Annotated in this window: 11 protein-coding genes; 6 read left to right on the forward strand and 5 right to left on the reverse strand. The window is 30.7% G+C overall.

Translation table 11 applies throughout. The features are described 5' to 3' along the window. Positions 1–90 precede the first annotated feature (90 nt). Positions 91–987 carry a hypothetical protein gene (locus B0A78_RS01850; RefSeq protein WP_123906729.1) on the reverse strand — a complete coding sequence of 299 codons (897 nt, stop codon included), beginning with the start codon at positions 985–987 and terminating at the stop codon, positions 91–93. Then, complete coding sequence (locus tag B0A78_RS01855; RefSeq protein WP_014166003.1) at positions 984–2,225, reverse strand: MDR family MFS transporter; 1,242 nt, start codon at positions 2,223–2,225, stop codon at positions 984–986. The genes B0A78_RS01850 and B0A78_RS01855 overlap by 4 nt, the downstream gene beginning before the upstream one ends. Positions 2,226–2,471: 246 nt before the next feature. Between B0A78_RS01855 and B0A78_RS01860 the strand changes: the two genes are divergently transcribed. After that, positions 2,472–3,800 carry an alkaline phosphatase D family protein gene (locus B0A78_RS01860; RefSeq protein WP_097609318.1) on the forward strand — a complete coding sequence of 443 codons (1,329 nt, stop codon included), beginning with the start codon at positions 2,472–2,474 and terminating at the stop codon, positions 3,798–3,800. Here B0A78_RS01860 and B0A78_RS01865 read toward each other — a convergent pair. Together B0A78_RS01865 and B0A78_RS01870 are read right to left on the reverse strand one after the other, a co-directional pair. After that, a complete protein-coding gene (locus tag B0A78_RS01865) occupies positions 3,797–4,243 on the reverse strand; it encodes a hypothetical protein (protein WP_014166005.1) in 447 nt (148 codons plus the stop codon). The genes B0A78_RS01860 and B0A78_RS01865 overlap by 4 nt on opposite strands. Before the next feature lie 32 nt (positions 4,244–4,275). Beyond that, complete coding sequence (locus B0A78_RS01870; protein WP_014166006.1) at positions 4,276–5,250, reverse strand: polyprenyl synthetase family protein; 975 nt, start codon at positions 5,248–5,250, stop codon at positions 4,276–4,278. Between the two features lie 189 nt (positions 5,251–5,439). Between B0A78_RS01870 and B0A78_RS01875 the strand changes: the two genes are divergently transcribed. From B0A78_RS01875 to B0A78_RS01895, 5 genes are all read left to right on the forward strand, one after another. Next, positions 5,440–6,219 (forward strand): SDR family NAD(P)-dependent oxidoreductase, encoded by a 780-nt coding sequence (locus tag B0A78_RS01875; protein ID WP_014166007.1) that lies wholly within the window; start codon positions 5,440–5,442, stop codon positions 6,217–6,219. 1 nt (position 6,220) lies between these two features. Next, positions 6,221–6,811: a TetR/AcrR family transcriptional regulator gene (locus B0A78_RS01880; protein ID WP_097609319.1), complete on the forward strand. Its 591-nt coding sequence runs from the start codon at positions 6,221–6,223 to the stop codon at positions 6,809–6,811. Continuing rightward, positions 6,812–8,134 (forward strand): TolC family protein, encoded by a 1,323-nt coding sequence (locus B0A78_RS01885; protein ID WP_097609320.1) that lies wholly within the window; start codon positions 6,812–6,814, stop codon positions 8,132–8,134. A gap of 18 nt (positions 8,135–8,152) precedes the next feature. Beyond that, positions 8,153–9,292 carry an efflux RND transporter periplasmic adaptor subunit gene (locus tag B0A78_RS01890; RefSeq protein ID WP_014166010.1) on the forward strand — a complete coding sequence of 380 codons (1,140 nt, stop codon included), beginning with the start codon at positions 8,153–8,155 and terminating at the stop codon, positions 9,290–9,292. Positions 9,293–9,384: 92 nt separating this feature from the next. Further along, entirely contained in the window at positions 9,385–12,846 is a 3,462-nt protein-coding gene (locus B0A78_RS01895) for an efflux RND transporter permease subunit (RefSeq protein ID WP_041253248.1), read from the forward strand. Positions 12,847–13,170: 324 nt separating this feature from the next. Here B0A78_RS01895 and B0A78_RS01900 read toward each other — a convergent pair whose 3' ends face one another. Next, entirely contained in the window at positions 13,171–14,175 is a 1,005-nt protein-coding gene (locus tag B0A78_RS01900) for a hypothetical protein (RefSeq protein ID WP_077225787.1), read from the reverse strand. Positions 14,176–14,315: the final 140 nt, after the last annotated feature.

Raw genomic sequence — 14,315 nt, forward strand, 5'->3', positions numbered from 1 at the left:
TAATACATACGTTGTTTTAAGCATGTATTAATGATTTTTTATTGAAACTGTTATTGCTTTCACTTTGATTAGTGAAAAGGATTTGTAGTTTTAATTAATCTGAAAACTATTGGTTAGGATTAGTTTGGCAGCATCATAAACTTTTAATTGATAGATGCCTGGTATTGGATCTTTTATAGGGATGGCCTTTTCAATTTTGAGGGCTTTATTTTGATAATGAGCAAAAGATATAGCTGTGTAATCCTCTATTTTTTCGCCTGTTGTAGTGGTTTCGTTGTGGGTTATTAGTTCATTATTTGGGTCAAATAGTTGGTAATAAAAGGTTTTGTTTTGAGGGGGTACAAGTTCGTTTTCGCTAATTAAAAAGCTAATTTTAATTAAATTAGTTTTACTAGCTTTATTTGTTTGAGTAATCTCGCCAGATGATTTTATTCTAAAAGCGTTTATTTCTAGATTTGAAAAACCCAATCGAGAGGCTCTATTTAGTTTTTCATCAACTAGTTGCAATTTCTTATTTAAATTTAGGTTGTTTGTGTTTAAATCTTCGTTTGTTTTTTTGATATTTTTAAGTTCGGTATTAGATGCAACTAGTTCGTTTTCGGTACTATCTATTTTTTTCTTATATCGTTCTATTTCGTTCATTAGATAGCCTATCCTTAATTCTAGATTTTTTGATTCAATTTTATATTTACTGATTTCAGATGGATTGTAATTTCCTTTTTCAATTTTTGCTAAAAGTTGATTTACTTTTTGTTTCTCTTCTAATAATTCTTTATTTAGGTGTCCTTCTTTTGATATAGTATTTTCTAGAGCCAATTTTATTTTTTCGAGGTCATTAGTTAGTTCTGCTTTTTCGCTTCGTAATGATACAATGATGCCTTTAGAGTGAGCAGACATTTTATAAATATAAACGAGACTGCTCAACAACAATACTGATAATAAGACAATAATAATTTTAAAACTTTTGTTGTTTATAGAGGTTGTCATGGTGTTATTGTTTGATTAAATGAAGGGGCTTGTTTTAGGTTTTTGTCAAGTTTGAAATAAATATAAATTCCTAAAGTACCAATAAGAACCATGAAAATCCAATTGGCACTAAAACTATAATTTTCAATAATGCTAAAACTTAGTTTAGAGCTTAATATTTGAGCAAAGCTAAAACTCATAGAGTAGAGAGCCATATATCTGCCTTCTTGACCAGGTGTTGCTTTGTTAAAAGCAAAAGTATTGGCAAAAGAAAATATTAGGATTTGTCCTAAGGTGATTAGTAAAATGCTTATCATTAATAAAAAAATCCAGTTTGCAAAAATTAAGAAGAAAAATCCTAGTGTCATAAACAGACTTCCTATTTGAAATATTTTTGTGTTTTTGATTTTGATTTTTTCGAGGTATCCAATGATGGGCATTTCAAAAAGAAATATCAACAATCCATTTAGTGATAACAATAATCCTATTTGCATTTCACTGAAGTTGAACTTTGAAGAGTTGTACACGGGTAATGTGGTGAAAAGTTGAAAAAACAGTAGAGCGGTAATGAAAGAACCTAAAAGAAAGATTACGAAATTAGAATCACTAAATATGGAGTTTTTTGTATTTATGTGTTCTTTTAGTTGTTCTACCCTTTTAGCATAAATATCTATTTTTGTTTCATCTATTAAAAACAAAAAGAGTATTACAGCTATTATACAGCTTATCCCATCTATCCAAAATAGAGGGTCGTAATTATTGTTAGCAATAAGTACACCGCCAATGATAGGACCTGTGAACATACCTAAGTTTGTTGCTAGTCTTATAAGGGTGAGTGAACGGGTTCTATTGGAGAAATTACTAAAGCATCCAATAGCAACATAAACAGCAGGTTTGTACATATCGGCTATAGCTGTTAAGATAAACAGTCCAATACTAATTTCTATAAAGTCGTATAAAAACATTAATGAAATAAAACCAAAGCCTACCAATAATAAGCTTGATAGGATAACGGTATAAAAGCCTATTTTATCCGTTAATTTGCCACCTATCCAGTTTCCTAAAAAAGAACCAATGCCTATAGAACTCATAAGCCATCCTACTTCTTGAAGACTAAAAGAAAATCCTTTGTGTAGGTAGTTACCTAGGAAAGGCATGACCATAGCACCTGCTCTATTAATGTAAGTAATGAGCGTGAGAATCCAAATTTCTTTGGTAAAACCTCTGAAATTATCCAAATAGGTAATTTTTTTTTTCATATATGTAGATTTAGGGGGAAATCTTGGGCTAAGTTAGTTTAAAGCTCTTTTTTATTGTCTTTTTTCTTTTTGTTTTAACAAAATATACGGGAAAACCGTAATGATTTGTTTGGCTTTTCTTTACTCAAAGATTATTTGTTATTTTTGTAGTAAACAATCTTCAATAGGTAAAGACTTTTATAATATTTGTTTTGATAAAATAAGCTATTGATTATAATAGTATAGCCTTGATAAAATCTATTTTAAATGAAAAAAATTATTTCTTTTTTCTTTTTGTTTCAAGCCTTTTCATTGTTTGCTCAAAGAGAATTACTACAGTCAGGTCCTATGGTGGGCTATTGTGAAATGACGGAAGCTGTAATTTGGTTGCAAACTACAACTAATGCTAATGTAAAGTTAGAGTATTTTGATGTTTCGAATCCAACGAAAAAAATGTTTTCGGATGTTTATAATACAAAGAAAGAGTCAGGGTATACTTGTCATGTGATTTTAGATAAATTAGAGCAAGGAAAAAAATATACTTACCAAGTATACATTGATAACAAATTGATAAAACTACCTTATCCAACTACTTTTGAATCAAAGAAGTTATGGCAATGGCGCGAAAAGGCACCTGATTTTACAGTTGCTTTTGGTAGTTGTGTTTATATTAATCAACCTGAAGTTGATAGACCAGGAAAACCGTATGGAAGTAATTATACTGTTTTTACGGGTATAGCGGCTAAAAAACCCAATATTATGTTATGGGGAGGGGATAATATTTATTTGAGAGAAGTTGATGAAAGTTTATCAGGTCTTTACCTTCGTTATACACATACTCGAAGTGTTAAAGAAATTCAGCCATTGTTAGCGAGTGCTCAAAATTTTGCTATCTGGGATGATCATGATTTTGGCCCTAATGATGGAGATAGAAGTTTTAACTATAAAATACATACTCAAAAAGCATTTAAGGATTTTTGGGCCAATAAATCCTATGGTTTAGATGTGTCTCAAACACAAGGAACTTATTCTACCTTTAATTGGGGTGATGCACAGTTTTTCTTGTTAGATAATCGCTTTTTTAAGTCGCCTAATGATCGTAAAACAGGAGATAGAACATTGTTAGGAAAAGAACAACTAGAATGGTTGATTGATGCTTTGTCTTCCTCTAAAGCTACTTTTAAGATTGTAGTTGTTGGAGGACAAGTGCTAAATTCAGCTTCAAAGTTTGAAAACTATGCAACGTATCCTCAGGAACGAGAGTATTTGCTTAATGAAATTGCTAAAAATGAAGTTAAGGGAGTGTTATTCTTGTCAGGAGATCGTCATTTTGCTGAATTATCCATGTTAAAACGAGGAAATAATTATTCTTTATACGATTGGACCGTTTCCCCGTTGACCTCTAATCCTTCTAACTCGGGATTAAAAGAAGAAAATAAGAATCGTGTAGAAGGAAGTATGTTTGTGCAACATAACTTTGGATTATTGTCTTTTACGGGCGATAAGGATGATCGACAGGTTAAATTGTCTTTATTTGATCATGAAGGAAAAGAATTATGGAATAAAGTTATTACGAAAAAGGAATTAGGGTATTAGTATAAGTTTTTGTACCATACTTTTTGCCACTCTCTTTTTAGAATGAGATAGCTCACTTGCTCGGCGAGTTCAACTGAGTTGAAACCGTCGAGTTTTTTTATCTCATCCTCGTTTACATCAATAATATATAGCAGGTTTAAATATACATTGAATTTATTATGAATGAGTTGATGGATTTTTTTGTGTACTTGAATTTTTAATTCAATAGGACTAATAGAATGTGGTATATTTAAATCTTCATTAGCTAGTAAAAAATCTTTCAGAAGTTGTTCAATAAGTTTATGATATAGCTCTTTTTTTTGAGCTTCTGAAAGTATTAAATCAGTATTTTGAGGAGCGATAAACTTTTTCAATTTCAAGAGGATTATTAGATAGACATGAGCTTGATATAAAACAATTAAATAAAAATTTATATCAAACTCATGTTGTATTAATGTGTTCATTTTTTTGTTTGAAAAGAAACTCTTTGCAAGAATTATACATTTCTATTCATTAAGTTCTCTCCAAAAGCTTTCAGAATAACTTTTTTATCTTCACTGATTTTTATTTTTTCTAGTGTACTAAAAGCTTTAAGAGTATATTCTTTGATGGCTTCTTGTGTGGCTGTACTGGCTCCAGTTGAATTAAAAATATTTTTTACTGTTTCAATTTTAGGACTATTGTCCTTAGGGTGAGAGGAATACAATTGTTGTAGTTGAGTTGTCTCTTTTTCAGAGGCAAACTCTAATGCTTTTATATAAAGATATGTTTTTTTGTTTTCTATGATATCGCCTCCTATTTGTTTTCCAAAGGTTAACGGGTTCCCAAAAGCATCTAAATAATCGTCTTGAAGCTGAAAAGCAATTCCTAAATTTAAACCAAATTCATAAATTAGGTTTGCATTTTCAGTAGAAGTTTCTGCTATTATAGCTCCCATTTTTAATGCAGCGCCTACTAGTACGGCGGTTTTGTATTCAATCATTTTAAGATATTCCGAAACGCTTACAGACTTTCTGGTTTCAAAATCTACATCATACTGTTGTCCTTCACAGACCTCAAGGGCGGTTTTACTGAATAATTGTGCTAATTCTTTAAAAATAGCAGGTTCATAATTTTCAAAATATTGATAGGCTAAGATAAGCATAGCGTCGCCAGAAAGAATACCAGTGTTAATATTCCATTTTTCATGAACAGTTTCGTTGCCTCTTCTTAAAGGAGCATTATCCATAATATCATCATGTACTAACGAAAAGTTATGAAAAACCTCTATTGCTGTAGCTGCTGAAAGGGCTTTGGTATAAGAAATGTCAAAAATTTCAGCGGCCATTAATGTTAATACAGGACGTATTCTTTTTCCCCCTAAACATAAGATATATTGTATAGGGTCGTATAAGTTTAGGGGTTCTTTTTTTATTGATAAATCTTCGAAATGTTTTGTAATGATATCTTGATAGGTACTAATTGCCTGCATTTTATTTTTTTTGCTAAAATAATTTAAAAGTTGGGAACACCGAGTTTTATTAAATGTTAAAAAAAATAAAAAAAAATGGAAACTTTTTAAGTTTTTAAAGTTTCCTGTATATATTTGCTTAACTTTTAAAAACACATTTTAATACTAATGTATAATGGTGATTTTTAGTTTATTTGAAAATAAATGTAGATGAAAAAAACGGTTTTAATTACAGGGGCTTCCAGTGGTATAGGATTAGAATTAGCTAAAATTCATGCAGAACAAGGAGATGATTTGGTGCTTGTGGCTAGAAATGGACAGCGATTAGATGATTTAAAAATAGAATTGAAGACTAAAAATAATATTAGAGTTTATACCATTTCTGAAGATTTATCAAAAAGAGGAGCTGCTTTAAATGTTTATAATGAAGTTAAAAAATATGGTTTAACCATAGATTATCTGATTAATAATGCAGGTTTTGGAGACTTTGGCTTATTTGTGAAATCTAATTGGGATAAGACCGATCAGATGATTCAATTGAACATAACGGCTTTAACTCAGTTTACGCATATATTTTTAAAAGATATGGTACAACGTAAGAATGGAAAGATTATGAATGTAGCTTCTACAGCAGCTTTTCAGCCAGGGCCCTTAATGGCGGTATATTATGCAACCAAATCATACGTTTTGCATTTTACTGAAGCCATAGCAAATGAAGTAGAAGGAACAGGCGTAACAATAACAGCTTTATGTCCTGGTGCAACAGAAAGTGGCTTTCAATCAATGGCCGATATGGAGAGTAGTAAACTAGTGAAAAACAAAAAATTACCTACCTCACGAGAGGTTGCTTACTATGGATATCAAGCCATGCTAAGAGGAGATGTCGTAGCAATCCATGGTATCAAAAATACATTACTGGCTAATACAGTTCGATTTGCTCCTAGAAAATGGGTTACAAAAATTACTCGATTTATTCAAGAAACCGCATAATATGAAAGATAAAATTATTGCTAAGGCTACAGATATGTTTTTAAAACTCGGTTTTAAAAGTGTTACTATGGATGATATTGCTGCTGAAATGTGTATCTCTAAAAAGACAATATATAAAGTATTTAGTAATAAAGAATCTTTAATAAGAGAGTCAACTTTTGTCATTCATGAAAAAATACATCTGGTTATAGATGAAATTGTGGCTAAAAATTATAATGCAATAGAGGAAAATTTTGAAATTCGTCGGCTTTTTAAAGAAATGTTTCAATCTTATGATAATTCACCCGCTTATCAACTAAAAAAACATTATCCTGATATCTATAATCAGTTAATGGCGAGTGAAATAGAAGATTGTAATGAAATGTTTGAAAAAAATATTCAAAAAGGGAAAAAGGAAGGCCTTTACAGAAAAGAAGTACACATACCTACGTATATACAATTTTATTATACACTTATATTTAGTATTAATGAAAACACACAACTAGAAAGCGAAACATTAAAATTAGAAGCGCTAGAGTATCATACTAGAGCACTTGCAACACCCAAAGGAATAAAGGAATTAGAGAAACAATTACTGAAATATAACAATTAAATGAAAAATTGGCATAGACTTTTATTAACGGTATTTTTTTTAGGGCAAGGTTATGCTCAGGAAAAAATGAACTATTCATTTAGTTTAAACCAAGCTGTAGATTATGCAACAAAAAATAATTATACAGCTATTAATGCAACTAGAGATATTGAAATAGCTCAAAAAAAGAAATGGGAAACAACCACTATCGGATTGCCTCAGATAAGTGCAAATGTGGGGTATCAAAATAATTTCAAGATAGCTACTAGTGTAATCAGTTTTAATGGAGTACCTACCGCATTACGATTTGGTCAGTACAATGCCATGGATGCAAAGCTTACATTAAGCCAATTGATTTTTGATGGTTCTTATTTAGTAGGTTTAGAATCCGCTAAAACATATCTAAAAATTTCTCAAGATGCAAAAGTAAAAACAGCGCAAGAAATCCGAGAAATAACCACTAAAGCCTATGGAGATGTTTTGTTAGCACAAGAAAGTATCATGATCGTAGAACGAAATAAAGTGATACTAGAAAAAACATTAAATGATACAAAACAAATATATAAAAATGGCTTTGTTGAAGAAGAATCAGTAGAACGTTTACAAATTACATTATCCGAAATTAATAGTTCGTTGGATTATGCAAAACGTATGGAAGTAATAGCAACCAATATGCTCAAACTTTTAATGGGAATAGAAATTGATCAAACCATTCAACTCACAGATAAATTAGACGTACTTGCATCACAAAACATAGATTTAGCTATTCTGTCACAAACTTTTGATACGAAGAACTCTGTAGATTATCAGATTAATACTAATCTAGTAGAAGCTAACCGATTATTACTAAAGTTAGAAAAAAGTAAAGCATTGCCTTCCTTGGGAGCTCAAGTAAATTTTGGAGCCAATACGTTTGATAATAGTTTTACTATGTTTAATGCTAATCAAAAATGGTATGATTATTCTACTCTTTCAATTGGTTTAAATATTCCGCTATTTAGCTCATTGGGAAGACAAGCTAAAACGCATCAAGCTAAAATAGCATTTGAACAAGCTAAGACAAGATTAGCTGAAACAGAGCAAAAACTAAAACTTCAATATCAAAAAGCAAAAAGCGATTTTGAATACAGTGTGGCACAATATGGTAATGCAAAAAACACATTGCTTCTGTCAGAAAGAATTGAAAACAAGCAAAGTGTAAAGTTTAAAGAAGGGCTGTCTACTAGTTTTGAATTTACAGAAGCGCAACGTCAGTTATACACATCGCAACAAGCATACTTGCAATCTATGGTAGAAGTTATTACCAAAAGAGCAGCTTTAGAAAAACTATTATTTAAGAACTAAAATTATATACGATCACAGATGAAAAAAATAGTTATCCTAACCATTCACACATTATTGCTAGTTTCTTGTGGAAGTAAAGAAAATTCTACCACAATAGATGCCTTAATAGAAAGCAAAAACCTAACAGAAATAAAAAATAAAAGAGCAAGCCTTCAAGCTGATTTAGCAAAATTAGATGAAGTTCTTGGGACTTTAGAAAAGAAAACAGATGAAGCATTAGTACAGACTATTACAGTAAAAGATACAGTGTTTAATCATTATGTTGAAATTCAAGGAAATGTAGATACACAACAAAATGTATTGATCCAACCTGAGATGCCAGGAACTTTAGTAAATTTAGATGTAAAGGCAGGCCAGTCTGTTGGTAAAGGACAAATTTTAGGAAGGATAGATGATGCTGGTATGAGCCAACAATTAGCAAGTATTCAAACACAATATGAATTAGCTAAAACTACTTATGAGCGTCAAAAGCGTTTATGGGATCAAAAAATTGGTTCTGAAATTCAATATCTACAAGCGCAAACCCAAATGGTAAGTTTATCTAAATCTATCAATCAAATAAAAGCACAAATTGCAAAAACTGTTATTCGTGCTCCTTTTAGTGGTGTAATAGATGAGGTATTTGTAGAAAGAGGGCAAGTAGTATCGGCGACTCCACAAGGTTTAATGCGTATCGTAAATTTAAGCCAAATGTATGTTAGAACAGAGGTGCCAGAAATGTATTTGCCAAGAGTAAAAAGAGGAACTGCTGTAGTTGTAAACATAGCTTCAATAAATAAAAACAGCATAGGAAAAGTGCGTCAAGTAGCTAAAACTATAAATCCTGCCAATAGAAGTTTTACAGTAAAAATAGATGTATCCAATCCAGATGAACTATTAAGACCTAATCAAGTAGCGAAATTAAAAATCATGGATTACTCAAATCCATCTGTTATATCAATTCCAACAAACATAATTCAAAAAGATGGAAAAGGAAACAACTATGTTTATAAAGTTATTACAGGACAGAAAGGGGATAAAGTGGCTGAAAAGGTAATTGTTAAAATAGGTCAAACAGCCAATAATTATACAGAAATTCTTTCAGGTTTAAATCAGAAAGATATAATCGTTTCAGAAGGAGCAAATATGATCTCAGAAGGAATGAAATTAACTTTTTAATTTTTAAAATGGATTATAATAAAATTTAATATTAACTAATTTTCCTATTGACCCCTAATAGGAATTCCCCTTTCTGGGGGTAGGGGGCTGATATGTCACATAAGCAAAAAGAATTTAGTATATCTAGCTGGGCTGTCGATAACCGAGTAACTGTTTATATATTTACCTTAATAATTGTAATGACAGGTATATATGCCTATATAACGATGCCTCGTGAAGATTTCCCAGAAGTAATAGAAAATAAAATTTATATATCTTCTATATTCCCAGGGAATTCTGCAAAAGATGTTGAAAAATTGGTAATAAAACCCTTAGAAGATGAAATAAAAAATATTAGTGGTGTTAACAAAGTAACTTCTGATTCCTATCAAGATTACGGTATTATTGTAGTTGAATTTGATGATAATATTACAACTGATCAAGGAAAAGCCTTAATCAAAGATAAAGTAGATGTCTCTAAAACCAACGTAAGTTGGCCCGTATTAGATAACGGTGGAAAGGTAGAGCCTAGCGTATTTAGTTTAAATATATCAGAAGAAATTCCCATCTTAAATGTTAATCTTCGAGGAGATTATACAACCCAACAATTAAAAAAATATGGAAAGTATCTAGAAGAAGAAATCAAACGAATTCCAGAAATAAAAAAAGTAGATATACTAGGTGTTGATACTAAAGAAGTAGAAATTGCCATAGATGTTTATAAAATGAATGCAGCTCAAGTAAGCTTTGATGATATTGCAAATGCTGTTCGATACGAAAATATGTCTCTTTCAGGAGGAAATTTAGTTTCACAAGGAATCCGTAACAATATTAGAATTACAGGAGAAATAACAAACCCTTCCGAGTTAGAAAACATTATCGTAAAAACATTAGGAGGATCGGTTTATCTAAAAGATATAGCTACTATTACCTTTAAAGAAAAAGAAAAAACCACTTTTGCCCGAGAAAGAAGAGAAGAAGTTGTAATGCTTAATGTAAAAAAACGTTCTGGACAAAATATGATTTCTGCTATAGAAAAGGTAAAAGAAGTCATTAATAAAGCAAAAGAAACCGTTTTACCTAAAGATCTAGAAATTAGTTTAACAAATGACCAGTCCTCTAAAGTAGAACATAAAGTAGAAGAATTATCCAATCATATTATTTTCGGGATAATACTGGTTATGGTTGTTTTAATGTTTACAATGGGTTTACGTAACTCATTATTTGTAGGAGCCGCCATTCCTTTGTCAATATTTATAGCTTTTACTATTCTTCAAGGAGTAGGAGTTACCATGAATACGATGGTTTTATTCGGTCTAGTAATGGGATTAGGGATGTTAGTTGACGATGGTATTGTTGTTGTTGATAACGTATTTGCTAATATGCAAAAAGGAATGCCAAGAGTACAAGCTTCTAAAATTGGAATAGGAGAAATTGCTTGGCCTGTAATTTCATCAACAGCAACTACATTGATGGCGTTTTTACCTTTTGCATTATGGCCTGGAACTATGGGGAAATTTATGATGTATTTTCCATTAACCTTATCAGTAACACTAGGGGCTTCGTTATTTGTAGCTATGGTTACTAATGCCGCTATGACAGGAGGATCTATGGATATTGTAGATAGGAATATCACCTCAAAATCATTAAAAAATAACACTAAATTATTCCTCATTCTAGGGATTGTTTTTATAGCTATAGGATATGTTTTTGATGTTAAAATAGCCAGAGCAATAGGACATATTGCTTTAATAGCAATTGGCTTAATGTGGTTGTATTACAAAAAACTCTATCAATGGACTCAAGATTTTCAGCATCATTTTTTTCCACGTATGGAAGAGAAATACAAAGAAATGTTGGCAAAAATTTTGACAGGAAAAAAAGCATGGAGAGCATTTGGAATCATTGTAATAATGCTATTCTTCTCCTTTTTATTAGTAGGTATTTTTCCAAGAAAAGTTTTATTCTTTCCTAATAATATCCCCAACCAAGTAATAGCTTATATAGAATATCCACAAGGAACATCTATAGATAAGACCAATAGAGCTACAGACTATGTTGAAAAACAAATACTATCTGTCTTAAATAAATATGTAGATCCTACTACGAAAGAAAATTTTCTAGCTAATTCTGTTATAGCCCAAGTTGGAGTAGGAGCCACAAACCCTCAAATAGACTTAGGAGTACAGTCAGAAACGCCACATAAAGGGAAAGTTACAATTAATTTTTCTGAATTTAAGTTCCGAAGAGGTGTAAATACTTCAGATGTAATGGAAGAAATTAGATTGAAAATTAGAACCATTCCTGGCGCATCTGTAACCGTAGAAAAAGATGCAGCAGGACCACCTGCGGGATATCCTATTAGTATTGAGTTAACAGGAACTGATTATGACCTGATGCTGAAAGAAGCAGATAAGATGATTGATTTTCTAAATGCAAAAAACATACCTGGAGTTGAAAAATTAAAAGTAGATATAAACAAAGAAAGTCCTGAATTATCTGTAAAAATTGACAGAGTAAATGCAGGAAGTTTAGGTGCTTCTACAGGAATGACTGGTTTTACACTTCGTCGTGCAGTCTATGGTCAAGAAATTTCAACATATAAAGAAGGAGACGATAAATATGATATCGTAATGCGTTTACAAAATGAACAACGTAAAAATGAAAGTACTCTATTTAATCAACCCTTAACGTATCGAAATCCTAATACTGGACAGATAATGCAAGTGCCCATTGCTGCTATATCTAATGTTGAAAAAACAAAGACGTACAATCAAATAAAACGTAAAAATTATAGACGAATTATGACGGTGTACTCTAATATTTTAACAGGTTATAACGGAAACGAAATAACAAAAATCATAGCTAATGAGTTAAAAAACTATAAGCTACCAAGTGATATTACGTATGGTTTTTCAGGAGTGCAGGAAGAACAAGGTAAGAACCAAAACTTTTTATTCTTTGCCTTATTTTTAGCCTTAGCAGGTATTACAACTATTATTGTTTTACAGTTTAATTCTATTTCTAAGACTTTGGTCATCATGTTTACTGTATTATTAAGTTTTAGCGGTGTTTTTTATGGCTATGTAATCGCTCAAATGGATTTTGTTGTACTCATGACAATGATGGGAATTATTTCATTAGCAGGAATTGTGGTGAAAAACGGAATCGTATTAATGGACTTTTTTGTTTTATTAATGGATAAAAAAGTAGAAGATAACGGATTGGAAAGCCATGATGATCTGACATTAGAACAAATTAAGGAAGTTATTATAGAATCTGGAAAATCTCGTTTACGTCCGGTATTATTAACTGCGTTAACTGCAGTGTTAGGATTAATTCCGTTAGCAATTGGATTAAATTTTGATTTTTTTGGATTGATTACGGATCTTAATCCACATTTATACATGGGAGGAGATAACGTGGTTTTCTGGGGACCTCTTGCTTGGACCATTATTTTTGGATTAACATATGCCACTGTTTTAACATTAGTTATGGTGCCTGTCATGTTTTATTTAGTAAAACGTATTAAATACAATTTGAGAGAGAGAAAATTAAGAAGGGAATTAGAATAATAATCCAAACATAAAATATACAGAACTGTTTAAAAGTTAAAGTGATATTGTAGATATTTTTTATGGAGATAAATTGCATAACGACTTATAAATGTTTTTATTTCTTTAACGAATACAGATATTACAGGACTTTTAGACAGTTTTTTTATAAAAACGATTTCATCTTTCGTCTAAAAGACATATTAGACTCGAACATAGTAAAAAGATAAAGTTAATTTATCATAGAAAAAATAGAGATACTAAAAGTTGGCTATCCATACCAAGTCGGAAAGTGTATTGCGAAAACTTGGTATCGTATCGTTAGTAGTTCTCAAATTTTTTTGTTTAATACACTTTAAACTCGGTTTCGCCCTCTGGAATGTAGAAATAGCTATTTAAAAACAAAGGTCGCATACCTCCATCGTGATTTACTCTAGCCCATAGCGCTGTATTACCTCTGTAATTATTATCTTTAGTAGTGAGCATCAATGCCACCAGTTTTCCATCTGCAAAAAATTCTAGTTTGTAATCCTTAATAGGTTGCATTTGAAAAGTATTACTTTTATAGGCTGTAAGTAAATAATTCCAATACTCTGCAACTTCTTCCTTTGAAGCATATTTACTTACTAATTCGTCTTTCATACTATCAAAAGAAATTTTTGCAATATTATCATATTCTTTGTTTTGATAGATATTCCATACTTTTTGGTAGGCACTCAACAATTTAGCTTCAAGCTCTTTTTTATCCATTTTTCGTAAATCCTTAGCTTTTTCAAATGCTGGATGAATCTCGTAGGGTACTTGCACCTCTATATCAAAACTACCTTCATAATACGTTTTACCAGCTCCTACAAATTTTTCCTCGCTGTATTTTTCGCTAATTTGTACTTTATTCATTGGAGTTTTATAAGAAGTATGCTTAGTTTCTCCTTTGCTCTTATTCTTTAAGTCGTAAGAACCTAAATCTAATTTCAAATAAGTTTCAGGTATTAATGTTCCATAATTTTCTTTATCATATTTTACTTTTCCAATTGGGTACATCTTATATTTCAAATTATATTTACCACTTTTTAAAATATTAGGGTTAATATCGAATCCAGACGAACTCCCCGAATTTTCATCATCAAAATATGAATAAACTTTTCTATCATTAATTGTTACATCAAAAAAAGTGTAGTTATTAGTGTATCCCATTATATATATAGGTTCTGTATCATAATGTTTAATTTCTTTTACAATGTTACTTACTAGATTTTCGGTTGTTATATTATTATTTTGCATAATTATATTCTCTTTTTTACAATTTACCGTCAAACCAATTAACGACATTATTAAAATTATTTTTTTCATTGCTATTCATTTTTATTATGGTTAAATAGTTGTATTTTTATTAAATCTAGTTCAAATGGTTTTCCTTCAACTTTTGTTAGAAAAATATCAAAAAAGAAATCTCTCCTATAATCGAAATCAATTTTCGCATCAAACTTAAT

The organism is Flavobacterium columnare NBRC 100251 = ATCC 23463, assembly GCF_002530675.1.
Classification (GTDB): domain Bacteria; phylum Bacteroidota; class Bacteroidia; order Flavobacteriales; family Flavobacteriaceae; genus Flavobacterium; species Flavobacterium columnare.